This is a genomic window from Nonomuraea sp. NPDC005501, assembly GCF_040605905.1.
Lineage (GTDB): Bacteria > Actinomycetota > Actinomycetes > Streptosporangiales > Streptosporangiaceae > Nonomuraea.
The window spans coordinates 34480-55226 of sequence record NZ_JBEXDT010000067.1 but is presented as its reverse complement, the minus strand read 5'-3'; the positions used below and the strand labels follow the sequence as shown (position 1 = coordinate 55226).

21 protein-coding genes are annotated in these 20747 nt (G+C 72.4%); 5 read left to right on the top strand and 16 right to left on the bottom strand.

What is annotated here, in order from left to right; genetic code table 11:
- The 9 genes from ABZS51_RS28450 to argC form a co-directional block, all read right to left on the bottom strand.
- On the bottom strand, positions 1-413 hold a 413-nt coding region (locus ABZS51_RS28450; RefSeq protein WP_355447108.1), incomplete at its 3' end, for a DNA-3-methyladenine glycosylase.
- Positions 395-1816 (bottom strand): argininosuccinate lyase, encoded by a 1422-nt coding sequence (gene argH, locus ABZS51_RS28445; protein ID WP_355447117.1) that lies wholly within the window; start codon positions 1814-1816, stop codon positions 395-397. The genes argH and ABZS51_RS28450, both read right to left, overlap by 19 nt.
- A 63-nt stretch (positions 1817-1879) precedes the next feature.
- Positions 1880-3079 carry an argininosuccinate synthase gene (locus tag ABZS51_RS28440; protein ID WP_310712308.1) on the bottom strand — a complete coding sequence of 400 codons (1200 nt, stop codon included), beginning with the start codon at positions 3077-3079 and terminating at the stop codon, positions 1880-1882.
- A 24-nt stretch (positions 3080-3103) separates the two neighbouring features.
- Positions 3104-3610, bottom strand: a complete 507-nt coding sequence (locus ABZS51_RS28435) for an arginine repressor (protein WP_355447105.1) — start codon at positions 3608-3610, stop codon at positions 3104-3106.
- Positions 3607-4527: an ornithine carbamoyltransferase gene (gene argF / locus ABZS51_RS28430; RefSeq protein ID WP_355447102.1), complete on the bottom strand. Its 921-nt coding sequence runs from the start codon at positions 4525-4527 to the stop codon at positions 3607-3609. The genes ABZS51_RS28435 and argF overlap by 4 nt, the downstream gene beginning before the upstream one ends.
- On the bottom strand, positions 4524-5702 hold the full coding sequence (locus tag ABZS51_RS28425; RefSeq protein ID WP_355447100.1) for an acetylornithine transaminase: 1179 nt from the start codon (positions 5700-5702) through the stop codon (positions 4524-4526). The genes argF and ABZS51_RS28425 overlap by 4 nt, the downstream gene beginning before the upstream one ends.
- Positions 5695-6597 carry an acetylglutamate kinase gene (argB, locus tag ABZS51_RS28420; protein ID WP_355447097.1) on the bottom strand — a complete coding sequence of 301 codons (903 nt, stop codon included), beginning with the start codon at positions 6595-6597 and terminating at the stop codon, positions 5695-5697. Before argB ends, ABZS51_RS28425 begins: the two co-directional genes overlap by 8 nt.
- Positions 6594-7745, bottom strand: coding sequence for a bifunctional glutamate N-acetyltransferase/amino-acid acetyltransferase ArgJ (gene argJ / locus ABZS51_RS28415; RefSeq protein ID WP_310712313.1), 1152 nt, complete (start codon positions 7743-7745; stop codon positions 6594-6596). Before argJ ends, argB begins: the two co-directional genes overlap by 4 nt.
- A complete protein-coding gene (argC, locus tag ABZS51_RS28410; protein ID WP_355447093.1) occupies positions 7742-8794 on the bottom strand; it encodes an N-acetyl-gamma-glutamyl-phosphate reductase in 1053 nt (350 codons plus the stop codon). Before argC ends, argJ begins: the two co-directional genes overlap by 4 nt.
- A 196-nt stretch (positions 8795-8990) precedes the next feature.
- On the opposite strand from argC, the gene ABZS51_RS28405 reads away from it, so the two are divergent.
- From ABZS51_RS28405 to ABZS51_RS28390, 4 genes are all read left to right on the top strand, one after another.
- A complete protein-coding gene (locus tag ABZS51_RS28405; protein WP_355447090.1) occupies positions 8991-10652 on the top strand; it encodes a class I adenylate-forming enzyme family protein in 1662 nt (553 codons plus the stop codon).
- Positions 10653-10857: 205 nt separating this feature from the next.
- On the top strand, positions 10858-11268 hold the full coding sequence (locus tag ABZS51_RS28400) for a hypothetical protein (RefSeq protein WP_355447088.1): 411 nt from the start codon (positions 10858-10860) through the stop codon (positions 11266-11268).
- Between the two features lie 54 nt (positions 11269-11322).
- Positions 11323-11682, top strand: a complete 360-nt coding sequence (locus ABZS51_RS28395) for a nuclear transport factor 2 family protein (RefSeq protein WP_310712317.1) — start codon at positions 11323-11325, stop codon at positions 11680-11682.
- Positions 11683-11779: 97 nt separating this feature from the next.
- A complete protein-coding gene (locus ABZS51_RS28390) occupies positions 11780-13087 on the top strand; it encodes an MFS transporter (protein WP_355447084.1) in 1308 nt (435 codons plus the stop codon).
- Between the two features lie 6 nt (positions 13088-13093).
- On the opposite strand, the gene ABZS51_RS28385 is transcribed toward ABZS51_RS28390, so the two are convergent.
- Positions 13094-13327, bottom strand: a complete 234-nt coding sequence (locus tag ABZS51_RS28385; RefSeq protein WP_355447081.1) for a hypothetical protein — start codon at positions 13325-13327, stop codon at positions 13094-13096.
- An 87-nt stretch (positions 13328-13414) separates the two neighbouring features.
- On the opposite strand from ABZS51_RS28385, the gene ABZS51_RS28380 reads away from it, so the two are divergent.
- A complete protein-coding gene (locus ABZS51_RS28380) occupies positions 13415-14020 on the top strand; it encodes a Uma2 family endonuclease (RefSeq protein WP_355447078.1) in 606 nt (201 codons plus the stop codon).
- 54 nt (positions 14021-14074) lie between these two features.
- Here ABZS51_RS28380 and ABZS51_RS28375 read toward each other — a convergent pair whose 3' ends face one another.
- From ABZS51_RS28375 to rpmI, 6 genes are all read right to left on the bottom strand, one after another.
- Positions 14075-16630, bottom strand: coding sequence for a phenylalanine--tRNA ligase subunit beta (locus ABZS51_RS28375; protein ID WP_355447075.1), 2556 nt, complete (start codon positions 16628-16630; stop codon positions 14075-14077).
- Positions 16630-17670 (bottom strand): phenylalanine--tRNA ligase subunit alpha, encoded by a 1041-nt coding sequence (pheS, locus tag ABZS51_RS28370; RefSeq protein ID WP_310712457.1) that lies wholly within the window; start codon positions 17668-17670, stop codon positions 16630-16632. Before pheS ends, ABZS51_RS28375 begins: the two co-directional genes overlap by 1 nt.
- Positions 17671-17799: 129 nt before the next feature.
- Entirely contained in the window at positions 17800-18882 is a 1083-nt protein-coding gene (locus ABZS51_RS28365; protein ID WP_355447072.1) for a PAS domain-containing sensor histidine kinase, read from the bottom strand.
- Between the two features lie 232 nt (positions 18883-19114).
- On the bottom strand, positions 19115-19918 hold the full coding sequence (locus ABZS51_RS28360; RefSeq protein ID WP_355447069.1) for an RNA methyltransferase: 804 nt from the start codon (positions 19916-19918) through the stop codon (positions 19115-19117).
- Positions 19919-20097: 179 nt separating this feature from the next.
- On the bottom strand, positions 20098-20481 hold the full coding sequence (gene rplT, locus ABZS51_RS28355) for a 50S ribosomal protein L20 (protein ID WP_310712324.1): 384 nt from the start codon (positions 20479-20481) through the stop codon (positions 20098-20100).
- 24 nt (positions 20482-20505) lie between these two features.
- Positions 20506-20700, bottom strand: a complete 195-nt coding sequence (gene rpmI / locus ABZS51_RS28350) for a 50S ribosomal protein L35 (RefSeq protein ID WP_310712325.1) — start codon at positions 20698-20700, stop codon at positions 20506-20508.
- Positions 20701-20747: the final 47 nt, after the last annotated feature.

Genomic DNA, 20747 nt, shown 5'->3' with positions numbered 1-20747 from the left:
GGGACCCGGCGTGGCGCCGCGGCGGGGGCGCGGCCGTTGCCGGAGCGCCGCAGCCGGGCCAGCTCGTGCCCGGCCACGATCTCCCCTGCGCGCAGCAGCACGGCCGACCCGTGGCCCTCCGGCAGGCACACCAGGTTGGCGCAGAAGTGCATGCCGTAGGTGAAGTACACGTACAGGTGGCCCGGCGGCCCGAACATCACCGCGTTGCGGGGTGTCCTGCCCCGGTAGGTGTGGGCGGCCGGGTCCTCGCCCGGCCCGCCGTACGCCTCGACCTCCGTGAGCCGCACCGCGACCGTTCCGTCGGCGCCGCCGTGGACGAGGACGCGCCCGAGCAGGTCGGGCGCCACCTCGTGGGAGGGCCGGTCGAAGAACGAGCGCGGCAGCGGCGCGGAGGTCAGGAGCCCGCCGCCCACGCCGCCTGGGCGTCGACGGCCTCGCGCAGCGCGGAGAGCTGGTCGCGCACGCGGTCGGGGGCGGTGCCGCCGTGCGCCTTGCGCGCGGCCAGCGCGCCGGGCACGTTGAGCACGTCGCGGACGTCGGGCGTCAGGTGCTCCGACACCTTGATCAGCTCCTCGTCGGTGAGGTCGCCCAGGTCCTTGTCGTAGGACTGGCAGTAGACGACCAGGTGGCCGACGGCCTCGTGCGCCTCGCGGAAGGCGACGCCACGGCGTACGAGCAGCTCGGCGAGGTCGGTGGCCAGGGCGAACCCGTCGGGCGCCGACGCCTGGAGCCGGGCGGTGTTGACCCGCATGGTGGCGACGAGGCCGGCCATCGCGGGCAGGACGAGCAGGAGGGTGTCGACGGCGTCGAAGACCGGCTCCTTGTCCTCCTGCAGGTCGCGGTTGTAGGTGAGCGGCAGGCCCTTGAGGGTGGTCAGCAGCGACATGAGGTTGCCGATGAGGCGCCCGGACTTGCCGCGGGCCAGCTCGGCCACGTCGGGGTTCTTCTTCTGCGGCATGATCGACGAGCCGGTGGAGTAGGCGTCGTCCATCTCGATCCAGCGGAACTCCTGCGAGGCCCAGAGCACGATCTCCTCGCCGAGCCTGGACAGGTGCACGCCGATCATGGCGGCGTCGAAGAGGAACTCGGCGGCGAAGTCGCGGTCGGACACGGCGTCCATCGAGTTGGGCGCTGCGCTGTCGAAGCCCAGCTCGGCGGCCACCGCCTGCGGGTCGAGCGGCAGCGACGAGCCGGCCAGCGCGCCCGCGCCGAGGGGCGAGACCGCGGCGCGCCTGTCCCAGTCGGTGATCCGGTCGATGTCACGGGCGAAGGCGTGGACGTGGGCGAGCAGCTGGTGGCCGAAGGACACCGGCTGGGCGTGCTGCAGGTGCGTCATGCCGGGCGCGGCCGTGTCGGCGTGCTGCTCGGCCTGCCCCATCAGCGCCGTCTCCAGCTCCACCAGCCGGGAGACGACGGTGCGCGCGTGGTCGCGCAGGTAGAGGCGCAGGTCGGTGGCGATCTGGTCGTTGCGGCTGCGGCCGGCGCGCAGCTTGCCGCCGAGCGAGCCGAGCCGCTCCAGCAGACCGCGCTCCAGCGCGGTGTGCACGTCCTCGTCGGCGACCGTCGGCCGGAACTCGCCGGCCTTGCAGGCGCGCTCCAGGTCGTCCAGCGCGCCGATCATGCGGTCGAGCTCCTGGTCGTCCAGCAGCCCGGCGCGGTTGAGCACACGGGCGTGCGCGCGGGACGCCGCCAGGTCGTACGGCACGAGCCGCCAGTCGAAGTGCACGCTCACCGACAACCGGGTCAGCGCGTCGGCCGGACCCCCCTCGAAGCGTCCGCCCCACAGCCGCATCGGCTTCGCCTCACTCACCGTCATCTCCTCCTGGTCAACTTTCATGGTCGCGCCGGTGCGGGATCACCTGGGCGACCATAGTGCACGTCAGCCATGCCTGGCGTTCCGGGCCGCCGCGATCTTCGCGGGCAGGCTGAAGAGCTGGACGAAGCCCCTGGCGAGGGACTGGTCGAAGCTGTCACCGGTGTCATAGGTGGCCAGCGAGAAATCGTACAGCGAGTCGTCGGAGCGCCGGCCGGTGACGGTGGCGCGCCCGCCGTGCAGCGTCATGCGGATCTCGCCGGAGACGTGCCGCTGGGCGTCGTCGATGAACGCGTCGAGGGCGTGCTTGAGCGGGGAGAACCACAGTCCGTCGTAGACGAGCTCGCTCCACCGCTGGTCGACGCCGCGCTTGAAGCGGGCCAGGTCGCGCTCGACGGTGACGTTCTCCAGCTCCATGTGGGCGGTGATCAGCGCGATGGCGCCGGGCGCCTCGTACACCTCGCGGGACTTGATGCCGACGAGACGGTCCTCGACCATGTCGATGCGGCCGACGCCCTGCGCGCCGGCGCGCCTGTTGAGCTCCTCGATCACCTGGTACGGGGTCAGGGAGCGGCCGTCGAGCTTGACCGGGACGCCCTGCTCGAAGGTGATGACGACCTCGTCGGGGTCGCGCGGGACGGACGGGTCGGCGGTGTAGGCGTAGACGTCCTCGCTCGGACCGTTCCAGATGTCCTCCAGGAAGCCGGTCTCGACGGCGCGGCCCCAGAGGTTCTGGTCGATCGAGAAGGGGTTCTTCTTGGTGGTCTCGATCGGCAGGCCCTTCTGCTCGGCGAACTCGATCGCCTTGTCGCGGGTCCAGGCGAAGTCGCGGGCCGGGGCGACGACGCGCAGGTCGGGGGCGAGGGCGGCCAGGCCGGCCTCGAAGCGGACCTGGTCGTTGCCCTTGCCGGTGCAGCCGTGGGAGACGACCGTGCCGCCGAACCGCTTGGCCGCCGAGACGAGGTGCTTGACGATGAGCGGCCGCGACAGCGACGACAGCAGCGGGTAGCGGTCCATGTAGAGGGCGTTGGCGCGCAGGGCCGGCACGCAGAAGTCGGCGGCGAACTCCTCCTTGGCGTCCACCACGACCGACTCCACGGCGCCGCAGTCCAGGGCGCGCTTCTGGATGGCCTCCATGTCCTCGCCGCCCTGGCCGAGGTCCACCGCGACGGCGACGACCTCCGCGTCCATCTTCTCGGCGAGGAACGGGATGGCCACGGAGGTGTCCAGACCTCCGGAGAACGCGAGAACAACTCTCTCGGACATGATCGGAAAACCTCTCAGAGTGGGTCAGGCACGGCGGTCGGCGACCTTGAGCAGGGCCTCGGCCACCGTCCGGCCGCCCTGCGGGTCGCGGCTGATGACGAGGATCGTGTCGTCACCGGCGACCGTGCCCAGGATGGACTCCCAGTCGGCGTGGTCGATGGCGGAGGCCAGGAACTGCGCGGCCCCGGGCGGGGTGCGGACGATGACCAGGTTGGCGGACGCCTCGGCCGAGACCAGGAGCTCCTCGGCGATGCGGTGCAGCCGCGCGGCGGGCGACTCCCCGGTGCCGAGCCGGGCCAGCGGGATCCGGCCGCCGCCCTCACCGGGCAGCGCGTAGACCAGCGAGCCGTCCTCGGCGCGCAGCTTGAGCGCGCCCAGCTCGTCGAGGTCGCGCGACAGCGTGGCCTGGGTGACCTCGACGCCGCTCTCGGCGAGCAGTTTGGCCAGCTCCGGCTGGGAGCGCACCGCCTGCCGTTCGAGCAGGTCGGTGATCTTCGCCTGGCGGGCCACCTTGGTCATCGGGATGGTCATGCCGAGGTCACCAGCCAGTGCAGGAGCGCCTTCTGGGCGTGCAGGCGGTTCTCGGCCTGGTCCCACACGGCGCTGCGCGGCCCGTCGAGGACGTCCTCGGTGATCTCGTAGCCGCGGTAGGCGGGCAGGCAGTGCAGCACGATCACGTCGTCGGCGGCGTGCTCCAGCAGCCCGGCGTTCACCTGGTACGGCATGAGCGCGGCCACCCGCTCCTCCTTGCCGTCCTGCCCCATGGACACCCAGGTGTCGGTGGCGACGATGTGCGCCCCGGCGACCGCGGCGGCCGGGTCGGACGTCACCAGGGCCGAGCCGCCGGTGCCGGCGGCGATGGCGGCGGCCCGGTCGAGGACGGCGGCGTCGGGCTGGTAGCCGGCCGGCGCGCCGATGCGCACGTGCATGCCGGCGGTGGCGCCGCCCAGCAGGTAGGAGTTGGCCATGTTGTTGGCGCCGTCGCCGAGGTAGGCGAGCGTGAGCCCGGCCGTGCGGCCGAAGCGCTCGCGGACCGTCTGCAGGTCGGCGAGGATCTGGCAGGGGTGGTACTCGTCGGTGAGGGCGTTGACCACGGGGACGCCCGAGGCGGAGGCCATGGCGTCGATCCGCTCCTGGCCGGAGGTGCGCCACACGATCGCGGCGACCTGGCGCTCCAGCACGCGGGCGGTGTCCTCGATCGGCTCGCCGCGGCCCATCTGGGAGGATCCGCCGTCGATGACGAGCGGCAGCCCGCCCAGCTCGCCGACGCCCACGGCGAACGACACGCGGGTCCGGGTGGACGGCTTGTCGAACAGCACGGCGACGGTCTTCGGGCCCTCGAACGGGCGGTGGCCGTAACGGTCCTTCTTCATGGCTTCGGCCAGGTCGAGCACCTCCGCCTGCTCGGCGGGCGTGAGGTCGTCGTCCCGCAGGAAGTGCCGGGTCACGGGGTCGCCTCCGTCAGGATCGCGGGGAACGCGGACACGAACGCGTCGATCTCCTCGCCTGTGACGACCAGCGGCGGGGCGAGCCGTACGGCGTCGGGCTGCAGGGCGTTGACGAGGAAGCCGGCGCGCGCGGCGGCCTCCTGGACGCGGGGCGCGGCGGGCTGCTCCAGCACGGCGGCCAGCCACAGGCCGCGGCCCCGCACCCCCTTGAGCAGGGGGTGGTCGATCGCCTCCAGGCCGTCGCGCAGCCGGCGGGCGGCCCACCGGACGTGGTCGAGGTCGACGTTGTCGAGGACGGCCAGGGCGGCGGCGCACGCGACGGGGTTGCCGCCGAAGGTGGAGCCGTGGTCGCCCTTCTCGAACAGCGTGCCGGCCTCGCCGAAGCCGACGCAGGCGCCGATCGGCAGGCCGCCGCCGAGGCCCTTGGCGAGGGTGAGGATGTCGGGGGTGAAGCCGTCGGCCTGGTGGGCGAACCAGTGGCCGGTCCGGCCGATCGCGGACTGGATCTCGTCCGCGACGAGCAGCGCTCCGGTGGCGTCGCAGATCTCGCGGGCCGCCGCCAGGTAGCCGTCGGGCGGCGGGACGACGCCGGCCTCACCCTGGGTGGGCTCCAGGAAGACGGCGATGGTGTCGCCGTTCACGGCCTCCTTGAGCGCGTCGGCGTCGCCGTAGGGGACGAAGCGGACGTCCACCGGGAACGGGCCGAACTGGTCGCGGATGGCCTTCTTGCCGGTCAGCGACAGAGCGCCGATGGTGCGGCCGTGGAAGCCGTTCTCGGCGGCGACGAAGTGGGTGCGGCCCTCGCGCCGGCCGTACTTGAGGGCGAGCTTGTAGGCCGCCTCGTTGGCCTCGGTGCCGGAGTTGGCGAAGAAGACACGGGCGGGCGCGTCCAGCAGCTCCAGGAGCCGCTCGGCGAGCAGCACCTCGGGCTCGTGCAGGAACAGGTTGCTGGTGTGGGCGAGCGTCGCCACCTGGCGGGTGACCGCCTCGACCAGCGCCGGATGAGCGTGGCCGAGGGAGGTGACCGCGATGCCGCCGATGAAGTCGAGGTACTCCTTGCCGTCCACGTCCCACACGCGGGTGCCCTCGCCGCGGGCCAGCGCGACCGGCGGCACGCCGTAGTTGGGCATGAACGCCCGCTCGAACCTGTCGTACAGGCTGGGCCGGTCACTCATCGGGCATCACCATGGTTCCGATTCCTTCGTCGGTGAAGATCTCCAGCAGCAGCGCATGGGGGACCCGGCCGTCGAGGACGTGCGCCTGCGGCACTCCTCCCCGCACCGCGGTCAGGCACGCCTCCATCTTGGGCACCATGCCGCTGGACAGGCTGGGCAACAGGTCTTCCAGCTCCGCCGCGTTCAGCTTGTCGATCACGTCGGTGTCGTCGGGCCAGTTGGCGTACAGGCCCTCGACGTCGGTGAGGACGATGAGCTTGTCGGCGCCGAGCGCGACGGCGAGCGCGGCGGCGGCGGTGTCGGCGTTGACGTTGTAGACCTCGCCGTTCTCGCCGCGCGCGATGCTGGAGACGACCGGGACACGACCGTCGTCGATGAGCGCGCTCACCGCGCCGGGCTCGACCCGGACGATGTCGCCGACCTGGCCGATGTCGACGGGCTCGCCGTCGACGATGGCGTGCTTGCGCTCGGCGGTGAACAGGTGGGCGTCCTCGCCGGACAGGCCGACCGCGAACGGGCCGTGCCGGTTGATCAGGCCGACCACGTCGCGGTTGACCTGGCCGACCAGCACCATCCGGACCACCCGCATGGCCTCGGGCGTGGTGACCCGGAGCCCCGCGGTGAAGGTGGACTCGATGCCGAGCCGGTCGAGGTGCTCGCTGATCTGGGGGCCGCCGCCGTGGACGACGACCGGCCGCAGCCCGGCGTGGCGCAGGAAGACGACGTCCTCGGCGAAGCCGGCCTTGAGCGCCTCCTCGGTCATCGCGTTGCCGCCGTACTTGATGACGACGGTCGCGCCGTGGAAGCGGGTCAGCCAGGGCAGCGCCTCGATGAGCGTGCCCACCTTGGCGTACGCGCCGTTGGCGCGTGCCGTGGCGAGCGAGGCGCCGGTCATGAGGAGTACGCCGAGTTCTCGTGGACGTACGCGGCGGTCAGGTCCGTGGTGTGGACCGTCGCCGACTGGGTGCCCGCCGACAGGTCGACCGTGATCGTCACGTCGCGGGGGCGCATGTCCACCTTGGAGCGGTCGTCGCCGACGGCGCCCCCGCGGCAGATCCAGATGCCGTTGATGGCCACGTTGACCCGGTCGGGCTCGAACACGGCGCGGGTGGTGCCGACGGCGGCGAGCACGCGGCCCCAGTTGGGGTCCTCGCCGTGGACGGCGCACTTGAGCAGGTTGGAGCGGGCGACGGCGCGGCCGACGGTGACGGCGTCGTCCTCGGAGGCGGCGCCGACGACCTCGATGGCGATGGCCTTGGTGGCGCCCTCGGCGTCCACGAGGAGCTGCCTGGCCAGGTCGGCGCAGACCTCGGTGACCTTCTGCTCGAACTCGGCCAGGTCGGGCACGACGCCGGACGCGCCGCTGGCCAGCAGCAGCACGGTGTCGTTGGTGGACATGCAGCCGTCGGTGTCGAGCCGGTCGAAGGTGCGGGAGGTGGCCCGGCGCAGCACGGCGTCGAGCTGGCCGCTGGTCAGGTCGGCGTCGGTGGTGATCACGCACAGCATGGTGGCCAGGGCCGGGGCGAGCATGCCGGCGCCCTTGGCCATGCCGCCGACCATGTAGCCGTCGGCCCGCTTGAACGAGATCTTGGAGACGGTGTCGGTGGTGCGGATGGCGTCGGCCGCGGCCAGGCCGCCGTCGCGGGAGAGCTGGGAGGCGGCCTGCTCCACGCCGGGCAGCAGGGCGTCCATCGGCAGCCGCTCGCCGATCAGGCCGGTGGAGCAGACGGCGATCTCGCCGGCGGAGTCGCCGAGCGTCTCGGCCGCCTTCTCGGCGGTGGCGTGGGTGTCCTGGAAGCCCTCGGGGCCGGTGCAGGCGTTGGCGCCGCCGGAGTTGAGGACGACCGCCCGCACCCTGCCGCCGCGCAGGACCTGCTCCGACCACAGCACGGGGGCGGCCTTCACGCGGTTGGCGGTGAAGACGCCGGCGGCGGCGCGGCTGGGCCCGTCGTTGACGACGAGGGCGAGGTCGCGGGCGGCTCCGGACTTGATGCCGGCGGCGACGCCCGCGGCCCGGAAGCCGAGGGGGGCGGTGACGCTCATGGGGCGACTCCTGTCGTGGGGAGACCGAGCTCTTCCGGCAGGCCGAGCGCGAGGTTGGCGCTCTGGAGCGCCCCTCCGGCCGTGCCCTTGGTGAGGTTGTCGATGGCGATGACGGCGATGAGGCGGCCGGCGCGCTCGTCGAGCGTCACCTGCACGGCCGCGGTGTTGGCGCCGTAGGTCATGGAGGTGGCGGGCCAGACGCCCTCCGGCAGGAGCCGCACGAACGGCTCGGTGGCCAGGGCGCTCTCGTAGGCGTCGCGGACGGCCGCGCGGGTGAGGCCGGGAGCGGCGGGCGCCGAGCAGGTGGCGAGGATGCCGCGGCTCATCGGGGCCAGCGTCGGGGTGAACGACACGCGCACCGGTGTGCCGGCGACGGCCGACAGGCCCTGCTCCATCTCGGGGGTGTGGCGGTGCACGCCGCCCACGCCGTACGCGCTGACCGAGCCCATGACCTCGCTGCCGAGCAGGTTGGGCTTGAGCGACCTGCCGGCGCCGCTGGTGCCGCTGGCGGCCACCACGACGACGTCGGGCTCGGCCAGGCCGGCGGCGAAGGCGGGGAACAGGGCGAGCAGGACGGAGGTGGGGTAGCAGCCGGGGACGGCGACGCGGCGGGCGCTCTTGAGCAGCTCGCGCCGGCCGGGCAGCTCGGGCAGGCCGTAGGGCCAGGTGCCGGCGTGCTCGCCGCCGTAGAACTCCTGCCAGGCGACGGGGTCGGCGAGCCGGTGGTCGGCGCCGCAGTCGACCACGAGCGTGTCGTCGCCCAGCTCCGCGGCGACGGCCGCGGAGTGGCCGTGCGGCAGCGCCAGGAAGACGACGTCGTGACCGGCGAGCGCCTCGGTGGTGGTCTCCTCGATGACCCGGCCGGCCAGCGGCGCGAGGTGCGGCTGGTGCACGCCGAGCGGGCTGCCGGCGCTGGAGGCCGCGGTCAGCGCGCCGATCTCGAGCTCGGGGTGGCCGAGCAGCAGCCGGAGCAGCTCGCCTCCCGCGTAGCCGCTGGCTCCCGCGACCGCCGCCCTCATCCTGACCTCCACGCTTGCATAGTCATGCATGATACCTCATGTCCTTGCTAGGAGAAATGATGCACGGGACGGCAAGAACATGCAAGTCGGAAGGGGTGCGGCACGCCGCCGGGCCGGGTGTTCCCGCTGGGCAACGGGCGAACGGAATGTTGCTCTAGCGGACCGTACCTACCGGTCGGTACTGTGAGGCTTCCGGACCAGCCGTCTCATCGCGGGAGTCTTGCGCATGACGCTCACGCATGCCCAGGTCGAAGCCCAGCTCACCGGGCCCGGCCAGCTGTTCGAGGTGGAGGAGATCGGCCGCACCGGGGTGCGCACCTGGAAGCACGCGCCCGCCCACTTCCGAGCCCTGCTCGACATCAGCCGCTTCCACGGCGACAAGGTGTTCCTCGTCTACGAGGACGAGCACATCACCTTCGAGGAGCACTACCGGCGGGTGGCGGCGCTGGCCACCCGGCTCGTGGCGGACTACGGGGTCGGCAAGGGCGACCGGGTGGCCGTGGCCATGCGCAACTACCCCGAATGGGTCATCGCCTTCTCCGCCGTGCTCGCCGCCGGCGGCATCGCCGTGCCGTTGAACGCGTGGTGGACCGAGCCCGAGCTGGCCTACGGCGTCTCCGACTCGGGCGCCAAGGTGCTGATCGCCGACGGTGAGCGCGCCGCCAGGCTGGCCTCGACCGGCCTGCCGCTCATCGTGGCCCGGGGAGAGGCGCCCCCCGGCGCCCGCACGCTCGCCGAGGTCATGGGCGAGCCCGGGCCCGACGCCCGGCTCCCGGACGTCGACCTGTCGCCCGAGGACCCGGCCACGATCTTCTACACCTCCGGGACGACGGGCCGGCCCAAGGGCGCGCTCGGCAGCCACCGCAACCTCGGCCAGTCCCCCATGACCGTCGCCTACGGCCTCATGCGCGCGGTCGCCCTGGCCGGCAAGGATGTCTCCGAGGTCGCCGGCCAGCGACGGGTGACGCTGCTGACCGTGCCGCTGTTCCACGTCACGGGGTGCTTCTCGGCGCTGACCACCACGATGTTCAGCGGCGGCGGGCTGGTGCTCATGTACAAGTGGGATCCCGGGCAGGCGCTGCGGCTCATCGAGCGCGAGCGCGTCACCACCATGATCGGCGTGCCCACCAACGCCTGGCAGCTCATGTCGCATCCGGACTTCGGCGCGCACGACCTGTCCTCGCTCACCACCCTCGGGTACGGCGGCGCGCCGGCCCCGCCCAAGCTGCTGGAGCGCATCACCTCGAACCTCCCCCAGCGGGCCACCTCCAACGGCTACGGCATGACGGAGACGACCGCGCTGGCCATCGGCAACGGCGGCCCCGACTACCTGTCCCGGCCCGACAGCATCGGCCTGCCCTCGGCCGTGGTGGACGTGCGCGTGGTGGACCCGGCCGGCAAGGAGCTGCCGCGCGGCGAGGTGGGCGAGCTGTGCGTACGAGGGCCGAACGTCATCATGGGCTACTGGAACAAGCCCCGGGCGACCGCCGAGACGTTCGTCGACGGCTGGCTGCACACGGGCGACCTGGCCCGGATGGACGAGGAGGGCTTCGTCTACATCGTCGACCGGGCCAAGGACATGGTGATCCGGGGCGGGGAGAACGTCTACTGCGCCGAGGTCGAGGCCGCGCTGTTCGAGCACCCGGCCGTGGACGACGCGGCGGTGATCGGCGTCCCGCACGACGAGCTGGGCGAGGAGGTGGGCGCGGTGGTCCGCCTGACGCTCGGCGCCTCGGTCACCGACGGGGAGCTGCGGGAGTTCCTGGCCGGCCGGATCGCCAAGTTCAAGATCCCGGTGCACGTGTGGTTCCGGGAGGAGGAGCTGCCGCGCAACCCGGGCGGAAAGATCCTCAAGACCCGCCTGCGCAGGGAGATCCTCGGTTCGTAGCGCTGTCACCCCCTCCCCCAGGCCGCCGGACGCCCGTCCGGCGGTCTTTTTTCGCGCGCGTACGGGCAGGTCGGCGCGGAGATAGGCGCACGCATTACCTGAGGCGTAATCGCGGGGCCCCCGCCCCCGATGACATCTTTTCGGTTGTCGGCACCGGGCACACCGGCCGGACCGGCAGACAGACCGACACCGAGAAGGAGCCATGATGACCGCCGTGACCGCCGTGACCGTCACCACCGACCGGGCCAAGTTCCTGCGCCTCGCGCTGGCCGCCGACGCGGCCGTCACCGGGGTCAACGGCCTCGCCTACCTGGCCGCAGCGGGGCCGCTGTCCGGGCTGCTCGGGCCGGACGCCGGCCTGCTGCGCGGGATCGGGGCCTTCCTCCTCGTGTACGCCGCGGCCGTCGGCGTGCTGGCGAGCCGCCGGGCCGTCAGCGTCGCCGGCACCAGGGCGGTGATCGGGCTGAACCTGGCCTGGACCCTCGCCAGCCTGGTCGCCGCGGTCGAGGCGTCCGGGGAGTTCACGACGCCCGGCCTGGTCTGGACGGTCCTGCAGGCGCTCGTGGTCGCGGTCTTCGCCGAGCTGCAGATCATGGGCCTGCGCCGCCTCCGCTGATCCCTCCCTATTACCCCACATACACCGAAATTTCGTACGAAAGGTTGAACAATCATGAACGCTGAGCTGGTCGAGCGCTACGTCGCCGCCTGGAACGAGACCGACGCCGCCGCCCGCGCCAAGGCCGTCGCCGAGCTGTGGACCGAGGAAGCCACCTACACCGACCCGCTGGCCCAGGTGCAGGGCCAGGACGCGATCGCCGCCGTGATCGAGGGCGCGCAGGGCATGTTCCCCGGCCTCGTCTTCAGCGCCGGTGAGGTGTTCGACGCCCACAACAACGTCGCCCGCTTCACCTGGCACCTGGGCCCCGAGGGCGGGGAGCCGGTGGCGGTCGGGTTCGACGTGGTGGAGCTGGCCGAGGACGGCAGGATCGCCCGGGTGCTCGGGTTCCTGGACAAGGTCCCCGGCGCGTGACCTTCCGCCGAACGGCCCCCGGGGTTTCCCCGGGGGCCGTTTCGCTTACCGGAAAAGTGTTTGCGGCGCCCGTCCGCGAACCGGACAATCAGCGCCTGTGCCGTCACGACTCCGCCATCTGCTCCGCCGCCTCATGCCCGACCTGGGCCCGCTGCGCGACTCCCGCGACTACCGGCTGCTGACCGCCTCGGGCGTGGTGACCATGTTCGGCACGTTCATCACCGTCGTGGCGGTGCCGTACCAGATGAAGGAGCTGACCGGCTCCCCCGTCGCGGTCGGGCTGGTGAGCCTCGCGGAGTTCGTGCCCATGGTGGTGTGCGGGCTGTGGGGCGGCGCGATCGCCGACGCCCTCGACCGGCGCAAGATCATCCTGCTCGGGGAGCTGGGCCTCGCCGTGACCTCGGCGATGCTCACGGTCAACGCGCTGCTGCCCGACCCGCAGGTGTGGGTGCTGTACGTGGTGGGCGCGCTGTCGACGGGCATCGGCTCCCTGCAGCGGCCCAGCCTGGAGTCCCTGACGCCGCAGGTCGTGCGGCACGACCAGCTCGGCGCCGCCGCCGTCCTGCAGAGCCTGCGCTGGAACGTCGGCGCGATCGTCGCCCCGGCCCTCGGGGGCCTGCTCGTGACCTCGTTCGGCACGGCCACCGCGTACGCGGCCGACACCCTCAGCTTCGTCGTGTCGTTGCTGCTGCTCCGGCGGACCACCTCGCGCCCGCCGGCCGAGGACGCCGCCCCCGCGTCGCTGCGCTCGCTGGTCGAGGGCGTCCGCTACGCCGTGCGCCGGCGCGACCTCATGGGCACCTACCTCGTGGACATCGCGGCGATGGTGTTCGCCATGTCCACGGCGCTGTTCCCGTTCCTGGCCGACCAGCTCGGCGCGGCGCGGGCGCTCGGCCTGCTCTACTCGGCGGGGGCCGTGGGCGGACTGGTGGCCTCGCTCACGGGCGGCTGGACATCGCGGGTCCACCGGCAGGGCCTCGGCGTGATCCTCGCGGCGGCCGTGTGGGGCGCCGCGGTGGCCCTGGCCTCGGTCGCCTCCAGCGTGTGGCTGGTGTTCGCCTGCCTGGCGCTGGCGGGCGCGGCCGACATGGTCAGCGGCATCTTCCGGATGACGATCTGGAACCAGACGATCCCGGAGGAGCTGCGCGGGCGGCTGGCGGGCATCGAGCTGCTCTCGTACGCCAGCGGCCCGATGCTGGGCAACGCGCGCGCCGGGCTGATGGCCGGCTGGGGCGGGGCGAAGTTCTCGCTCGGGGCGGGCGGGCTGCTGTGCGTGGCGGCGGTCGCGGGTCTCGCCGCGGCGCTGCCCGGGTTCCGGAGGTACGACGCGCGCACGGACGAGCACGCGCTGGCCGAGAAGGCGCGCCGCGAGGAGCGCCAGGTCACCGAGGCCGGCACGGCCTGACCGGCGTCATCCGCTCTCGCGCCACCCGTCGTACTCCTCCACGAGAGCGTCGACCCGGGCAAGGTGCGCGCCGTCGAGCCCTTCGGCGACGACGAGCCACTGCGCGTCCTCGGCGTCGTCCTCCCCGGCCAGCGTCTCCCGTACGACGCGGGGCGTGCCGAGCTCGGGGAACCACTCGCCCAGCGTCTCCGCGACCTCCTCGGCTTCGTCCCGCTCGGCGAACACCAGCAACTGCCTCATGCCACCGCATTGTGCCGCAGATCTATCAAACGCCGCGTGTTGCTGGGTTTACTTACCGTGAACGCGCTAGCTTGTTACCGTAGGACCATGACGGCAGAAGCGGTGAGCCTGGAGATGGAACCACCTTCGCTACCCGACTGGATCACTCCGCCCCCCGAGGGGTTCAAGGCTGAAGACCTCGATCACATTCCGGATTTGCCTGCGCACACAGAGTTGATTGATGGAAGCTTGGTCCTCGTGAGCCCCCAAGCCGCCTTCCACACACTCGCTGTCGATCTTCTCGTCACAGGTCTCCGCGGAGCCGCCCCGAAGGACCTTCGCGTGCGCAGGGAGATGAGCGTCATCCTCGCCAGCGATCAGCGACCTGAGCCGGACATCTGTGTCATCACCGCAGGCGCGGACGAGGGCCCCGGCCAGACGTTCTACCGGGCGGAGGACGTCGTGCTCACTGTCGAAGTCGTCTCACCGGATTCCAGGACACGTGACCGCGACCGCAAGCCGGTGCTCTATGCCAGAGCCAAGATCCCGCACTTCTGGCGAGTCGAGAACCAGTGGGCCAAGCCGGTCGTCTACGTCTACGAGTTGGACAAAGTCACCGACTCGTATGTCGCCACCGGCATCTTCCACGACCGGCTCAAGCTGACCGTCCCGTTCGACATCGACATCGACCTCACCGAGATCGAGCGGATCTGACGCGCACGACGAAGGGCCCGGTACCTCCGTACCGGGCCCTTCGCATGCGGATCGTCAGGCGCCGCGGAGCTGGGCCCCCACGCGGTCGGCCGCCAGCGCCACCGCCGCGTCACGCGCCGCCGTCGTCTCCTCGACCGTCAGCGTGCGGTCCTGGGCGCGGAAGCGCAGCGTGTACGCCAGGGACTTGTTGCCCTCGCCGACCTGCTCACCCGTGTAGACGTCGAACAGCCGGATCGACTCCAGCAGCTCCCCCGCCCCGTCACGGAGCGCCGTGGCCACGTCGGCCTCCGGTGTGAAGTCGGGGACGATGAGCGCCACGTCCTGCGTCGCCACCGGGTAGGCCGACACCCGGGGGGCGTCCACCGGGCCGGGCAGGGCGGACTCCAGCCGGGACAGCTCCAGCTCCATGGCCGAGGTGCGCGGCGGCAGGCCGTACGCCTCGATGACGCGCGGGTGCAGCTCGCCGGCGTGGCCGACGAGCGTGTCGCCCACGTAGAGGGCCGCGCAGCGGCCCGGGTGCCACGGCTCGTGCTGGTCGGCGACGACCGAGAGCTCGATTCCGGCCTCGGCGGCGACGAGCCGGGCGGCCTGCACCGCGTCGGCCCAGCACTCCTGGCGCCCGTGCCCCCACCATCCGGACCGCTCGAACTCGCCGGCCAGCACGACCGCGACGCGGCGCGGCTGATCGGGCAGGGCAGCCTCGATTCCGGCCAGCTCCTCCTCCGTCGGCCTGCGCTCCACGCCGGGCGTCGGAGCGGTGTCCGGGCCGTCCTCGCGCGGCCGGTACACCGAGCCGGACTCGAACAGGGCCACGTCGGTGAAGCCGCGCCCCACGTTGCGGGCCAGCGTCTTGAGCAGGCCCGGCAGCAGCGTGGTGCGCAGCAGCGGCTCGTCGTCGGCCAGCGGGTTGACCAGCCGCGCGGCCCGGCGGCGGGCGTCGTCGGCCGGAAGCTGCAGGCGGTCGAAGTCGCTCTCGCCGATGAACGGGTAGGCCAGCACCTCGACGTACCCGGCGGCGGCCAGGGTCCGGCCGACGCGCCTGCGCAGCCGCTGTCCCTCGGTCAGCCCGGCCCCGGCGGGGGCCTTGGGCAGGACCGACGGCAGGTGCTCGTAGCCCTCCAGGCGGATGACCTCTTCGGCCAGGTCGTTCGGGTCGGTGAGGTCGGGCCGCCAGGACGGGGGCGTCACCGTGATCATGTCGGGGCCGCTGACGGCGAGCCGGGCCGCCAGCTCGCCGCCGGTCACCACGCCGGTCGGGTCGACGGCGCCCCTGCGCACGGCCGGCTCGTCGCCGTCGGTCACGGTGCAGCCGATCTGCTCCAGCCGGTGGACGACGGTCTCCTTGGTGAACGGGACACCGGCGACGACACCGGGGTAGCCGGCCGGGATGGCGATGCGCGGCGGCTCCGCCTCGGTCTCGGCGTGGGTGACCGCGTGGCCCGCGGTGCCGCCGCCCAGCTCGGCGAGCAGCCGTACGGCCCGCCACGACGCGGCCAGCGGCAGCTCGCGGTCGACGCCGCGCTCGAACCGCTTGGACGCCTCCGACACCAGCTTGTGCCGGCGCGACTCGCGGGAGATGCCGGTGGCCGAGAAGTGGGCCGCCTCGATGACGATGTCGGTCGTGGCGTCGGAGATCTCGCTGTCCAGGCCGCCCATCGTGCCGGCCATCGACAGCGGGCCCGCCTGGTCGGTGATGAGGATGTCGTCGGGGTCGAGGTCGCGGACCACGTGGTCGAGCGTCTCCAGCCGCTCGCCGGGCAGCGCCCGCCGTACGACGATCTCCCCGGTCAGCTTGGCCCGGTCGAAGGCGTGCAGCGGCTGGCCGAGCTCCAGCATGACGTAGTTGGTGACGTCGACGGCCAGCGACACCGGCCGCATGCCGGCGCGCGCCAGCCGTACGCGCATCCACAGCGGACTCTGCGCGGCCGGGTCGAAGCCGGTGACCTCGCGCAGCACGAACCGGTCGCAGGCGGACGGGTCGGCGATCGAGGCCGGCCAGGCCGTGCCCTCGGCCGGGGGCGGCTCGACCGCGGCGGGGTCGCGGAACGGCACGCCGAACGCGATCGCCGCCTCGCGGGCCACGCCCCTGATCGACAGCGCGTAGCCGATGTCGGGGGTGATCTCCAGCTCGATGACGTCGTCGCGCAGGCCGAGCAGCTCCACCACGTCGGCGCCGACCGGGGTGTCGGCCGGCAGCACCATGATGCCGCCGTGGTCCTCGGTCAGGCCCAGCTCGCGCTCGGAGCAGATCATGCCCTCGGACATGCGCCCGTACGTCTTGCGCGCGCCGACCTCGAACCCGCCGGGCAGCACGCCGCCCGGCAGCACGACCGGCACCCGGTCGCCGACGGCGAAGTTGGTGGCGCCGCAGACGATCTCGCGCGGCGTCGCCTCGCCCGTCTCGACCTTGCAGTGCCGGATCGGCTTCTTGAAGCCGGTCAGCTCCTCGATCTCCAGGACCTCGCCGACGACGACGTTCTTGACGTCGTGGCCGTAGGAGGCGATGGACTCGAGTTTGAGGCCGGCCGCGGTGAGCCGGTCGGCCACCTCGTGCGCCGTGACCGCGGGAAGATCGACATACTCCCGCAGCCAGGAGAGCGGGACCCTCATCAGATCTCCATTCCGAACGGGAGCGTGAAGCGCACGTCTCCCTCGACCATGTCGCGCATGTCCTCGGCGTTGTGGCGGAACATCAGCGTCCGCTCGATGCCCATGCCGAACGCGAACCCCGAGTATCTCGACGGGTCGACCCCGCAGGAGACCAGCACGCGCGGGTTGACCATGCCGCAGCCGCCCCACTCGATCCAGCCCTCGGACTTGCAGGTGCGGCACGGCGGGTTGCCGGGCACCGCCGAGGCGCCGCGGCAGACGAAGCACTTGAGGTCCATCTCGGCCGACGGCTCGGTGAACGGGAAGTAGTTCGGCCGGAACCGGGTCGTGATGCCCTCGCCGAACATGACCTCGGCGAAGCGGTCGAGCGTGCCCTTGAGGTGCGCCATCGTCAGACCCTCGTCCACGGCCAGCCCCTCCACCTGGTGGAAGACCGGGGTGTGGGTGGCGTCGAGCTCGTCGGTGCGGAACACCTTGCCCGGCGAGATCACGTACACGGGCAGCTCACGCTGGAGCAGCGCGCGGATCTGCACCGGGGAGGTCTGGGTGCGCAGCACCATGCCGGAGCCGGCGGAGCCGACGAAGAACGTGTCGTGCTCGGAGCGCGCCGGGTGGTCCTGGGCGATGTTGAGTGCGTCGAAGTTGAACCACTCGCCCTCCAGCTCGGGGCCCTCGGCCACCTCGTAGCCCATCGCGACGAACGTGTCGGCGATGCGCTCCTGCATGGTCGTCAGCGGGTGGCGGGCGCCGCGCGGCCGCCTGTCCCACGGGAGGGTGACGTCGACGGCCTCCTCGACGAGCACGCGCGCGTCACGCTCGGCCTCCAGCTCGGCCTGGCGGGTCGCGAGGGCCTGGCCGATCGCCTTGCGAGCCGTGCCGACGCGCTTGCCGGCCTCGGCGCGGGCCGCCGGGGGCAGCGCGCCGATCTCACGGTTGGCCAGGGCGATGGGCGAGCGGTCACCCGCGTGCGCGAGGCGGGCCTGCTTGAGGGCTTCGAGGCTGCCGGCCGACTTGATGGCGTCGAGGGCCTCGGCCTCCATGCGGGACACCTCGTCGGCATGCAACGGTGTCACCTCGACGGGGTCGTAGTCAGACAAGAGTGAGCTCCGTATCCAGGGCTTGAGCGGTCAAGAGTCTAACGGTGGCGGGCCCACCGGCCGACTCGCGCTTCAGGCGAAGTCGGGCGTGCCGGTGGGCACGGTAAATCGGAACTCCGCACCGCCCTCGGGCGCCCGCTGCACGGTGATCGTGCCGCCGTGCGCCTCGACCAGGCCCTTGACGATGAACAGGCCGAGCCCCGTGCCGCCGCGCCGGCGGCTGTTGCCGCGCCAGAACTGCCGGAAGACGCGCGGAGCCAGCTCGGGCGCGATGCCCTCGCCCTCGTCGCGCACCGACACGGCCACTCCCCATCCGACGGACTCGATGACGATGGTCACGGTGCCCCGGCCGTGGCGCACCGCGTTCTCCACCAGGTTACCGAGAATCTGGTCGATCTTGTCCTGGTCGAGCCACATCTCGGGCAGGTCGTCGCCCGCGACGAGGCGGAAGCGGTCCTCGGGCTCGCCGGCCGCCACCCGCCCGGCGACGGCGCGGCGCGCCCGCGCGGCCACGTCCACGACCTGGCGGCGCACCTCCAGCCGTCCGGACTCGATGCGGGACACGTCGAGCAGCTCGGTGATGAGCCGGGTCACGCGGTCGGCGTCGTTGTTGACGGTCTCCAGCATGACGCGCTTCTGCTCGTCGGTGAAGCGGGTCCACTTGGCCAGCAGCGTCGCGGTGAAGCCCTTGACGCTGGTCAGCGGCGAGCGCAGCTCGTGGGCGACGGTGGAGACCAGGTCGGCGCGGCTGCGCTCCAGCCTGGCGCGGGCCCCTCCGTCGCGTAACGTGATCGCGACCCGCGCGACGTCGCCGCCGCGGGCGGGCTCGCGGACCAGCCGGGCCGCGACGTGCAGCTCCTGACCGCCGGGCAGGTGCAGCGGGCGCTCGGGGACCCGGGTGCGGGTGCGCAGCCCACCCTGCGGGTCGAGGGCCTTCCACCACTCGCGCCCGTCGTGGTCGCGGAACGGGAAGACCTCGTCCATCTCCTTGCCGACCGCCCGCGCGGCGGGCACCCCGGTGAGCCGGACGGCCGCCCGGTTGACCGCCAGGACGCGGCCGAACCTGTCGGTCACGATGAGGCCGTCGGGGAGGTCGTCGATGGCGATCGAGCACGCGGGGACGATCTCCCGACCGCCGGTGTCCGCTCCGTGCACGACCTCGCCTCCTCCGCCTACAAGGCCGACAATAGCGGGTTTCCCGTCGCCTAGGGGACTCGCCGCGAGGCTCCCTATGGCAGGGGCGTGACCGCTTCATGCCATCGGCCGCGGCCACCGTCTCAAGCCGTCCCGCGCCCTTTCCCGCCGAGCGCACCCGGGGCGAGCGCACTCGGGGTGAGCGCACTCGGGGTGAGCGCACTCGGGGTGAGCGCACTCGGGTGGAACGCTTTCAGGCCGTGCGTTGGGCACGGGCGGAGGCGTACAGGCAGACGGCGGCGGCGGTCGCCAGGTTGAGGCTCTCGGCCTGCCCGTAGATCGGCACCCGGACCACGTCGTCCGCCTGGGCCAGGATCTCCTCGGGCAGCCCCCACGCCTCGTTGCCGAAGATCCAGGCGGTGGGGCCGGACAGGTCCACGTCGTCCAGGGTGTGCTTGCCCGCCCCGTCGGCCGCGAGGACCCGCAGGCCGCGCTCCTTGAGCCGCCGTACGGCGTCGGACACGGGCGCGCCGATCACGACCGGCAGGTGGAACAGGCTGCCGGCGCTCGCGCGCACGCACTTGCCGTTGTACGGGTCGACGGAGGCGTCGGTGAAGACCACGGAGTCGGCGCCGGCGGCGTCGGCCGCCCGCATGACGGTGCCGGCGTTGCCGGGGTCGCGTACGTGGGCGAGCACGGCCACCAGCCGCGGCTGCGCGGGCAGCGCCTCCTCCAGCGGCACGTGCACCAGCCGGCAGACGGCCAGCAGCCCCTGCGGGGTGACGGTCTGGGACAACTCGGCCATGACCTCGCCGCTGGCGCGGTGGACCGGGATGCCGCGCGCGGCGGCCTCGCCGACGATCTCGGGGTGGCGCAGCTCGGCGTCGGCCGTCGTGAACAGCTCCACCGTCACGTCGTCGAGCCTGAGGGCCTCGCGCACCGCCTGCGGGCCCTCGGCCAGGAACTTGCGGTCCTGGTCGCGGAAGGCGCGCTTGGTCAGCCGCCTGGCCGCCTTCACGCGCGGCGACTTGACGTTGGTCAGCTCGGATTCCGCCATGCTCTCCCTGCTCCCCCTGCCTGTGGCCTGCTCGCGCCGCCGGTGACCGGCTCGGTCCGCCCGTGCGGACGACCCGCCGGTGTTACAACCCGTCCCCGCAGATGGCAAAGGGCCCACCGTGAGGTGGGCCCTCGGCTGGAGCCCGGGCCGGGCTCGTCACATCCCTCGGCTCGCGTCGCTCAGCTCGCGGCCGGAGCGTTCACGTTCGCCGGCAGCGCCTTCTTGGCGGCCTCGACGAGCGTGGCGAAGGTCTGGCTGTCGTTGACCGCGAGGTCGGCGAGGATCTTGCGGTCGACCTCGACGCCCGCCAGGCGCAGCCCCTGGATCAGGCGGTTGTAGGTCATGCCGTTCTGGCGGGCCGCAGCGTTGATGCGCTGGATCCACAGACGGCGGAAAGCGCCCTTGCGATCCTTACGGTCGCGGTAGGCGTAGGTCATCGAGTGGAGCATCTGCTCCTTGGCCTTGCGGTACAGCCGCGACCGCTGGCCACGGTAACCGGCCGCCCGCTCGAGGACGATCTTGCGCTTCTTCTTGGCGTTGAGCGCCCGCTTCACGCGTGCCATGTTTCTTCTCCCCGGGGGTTCGCGCTACTTGCCGAGCAGCTTCTTGATCTTCTTGGAATCGGCGTCGGAAAGGACGACCTCGTTCTTGAGACGGCGCGTCAGCGTGGACGACTTCCACTCGTTGTAGTGCGCGCGGTTGGCGCGGCGACGCTTGATCTTGCCCGTGCCGGTGAGCCGGAACCGCTTCTTCGCACCGCTGTGCGTCTTCATCTTCGGCATGTCGCCGTCTCTCCTCAATTCGGTCGTGCCGGTGGCCGGGCCGGTGC

What these genes read in the sequence shown, in the direction of transcription:
- argH (WP_355447117.1), bottom strand. Translation starts at nt 1,816, where the DNA reads ATGACGGTGAGTGAGGCGAAGCCGATGCGGCTGTGGGGCGGACGCTTC.
- ABZS51_RS28440 (WP_310712308.1), bottom strand. Translation starts at nt 3,079, where the DNA reads ATGTCCGAGAGAGTTGTTCTCGCGTTCTCCGGAGGTCTGGACACCTCC.
- ABZS51_RS28435 (WP_355447105.1), bottom strand. Translation starts at nt 3,610, where the DNA reads ATGACCATCCCGATGACCAAGGTGGCCCGCCAGGCGAAGATCACCGAC.
- ABZS51_RS28425 (WP_355447100.1), bottom strand. Translation starts at nt 5,702, where the DNA reads ATGAGTGACCGGCCCAGCCTGTACGACAGGTTCGAGCGGGCGTTCATG.
- argB (WP_355447097.1), bottom strand. Translation starts at nt 6,597, where the DNA reads ATGACCGGCGCCTCGCTCGCCACGGCACGCGCCAACGGCGCGTACGCC.
- argJ (WP_310712313.1), bottom strand. Translation starts at nt 7,745, where the DNA reads ATGAGCGTCACCGCCCCCCTCGGCTTCCGGGCCGCGGGCGTCGCCGCC.
- argC (WP_355447093.1), bottom strand. Translation starts at nt 8,794, where the DNA reads ATGCATGACTATGCAAGCGTGGAGGTCAGGATGAGGGCGGCGGTCGCG.
- ABZS51_RS28405 (WP_355447090.1), top strand. Translation starts at nt 8,991, where the DNA reads ATGACGCTCACGCATGCCCAGGTCGAAGCCCAGCTCACCGGGCCCGGC.
- ABZS51_RS28400 (WP_355447088.1), top strand. Translation starts at nt 10,858, where the DNA reads ATGACCGCCGTGACCGCCGTGACCGTCACCACCGACCGGGCCAAGTTC.
- ABZS51_RS28395 (WP_310712317.1), top strand. Translation starts at nt 11,323, where the DNA reads ATGAACGCTGAGCTGGTCGAGCGCTACGTCGCCGCCTGGAACGAGACC.
- ABZS51_RS28385 (WP_355447081.1), bottom strand. Translation starts at nt 13,327, where the DNA reads ATGAGGCAGTTGCTGGTGTTCGCCGAGCGGGACGAAGCCGAGGAGGTC.
- ABZS51_RS28380 (WP_355447078.1), top strand. Translation starts at nt 13,415, where the DNA reads ATGACGGCAGAAGCGGTGAGCCTGGAGATGGAACCACCTTCGCTACCC.
- ABZS51_RS28375 (WP_355447075.1), bottom strand. Translation starts at nt 16,630, where the DNA reads ATGAGGGTCCCGCTCTCCTGGCTGCGGGAGTATGTCGATCTTCCCGCG.
- pheS (WP_310712457.1), bottom strand. Translation starts at nt 17,670, where the DNA reads ATGGAGGCCGAGGCCCTCGACGCCATCAAGTCGGCCGGCAGCCTCGAA.
- ABZS51_RS28360 (WP_355447069.1), bottom strand. Translation starts at nt 19,918, where the DNA reads ATGGCGGAATCCGAGCTGACCAACGTCAAGTCGCCGCGCGTGAAGGCG.
- rplT (WP_310712324.1), bottom strand. Translation starts at nt 20,481, where the DNA reads ATGGCACGCGTGAAGCGGGCGCTCAACGCCAAGAAGAAGCGCAAGATC.
- rpmI (WP_310712325.1), bottom strand. Translation starts at nt 20,700, where the DNA reads ATGCCGAAGATGAAGACGCACAGCGGTGCGAAGAAGCGGTTCCGGCTC.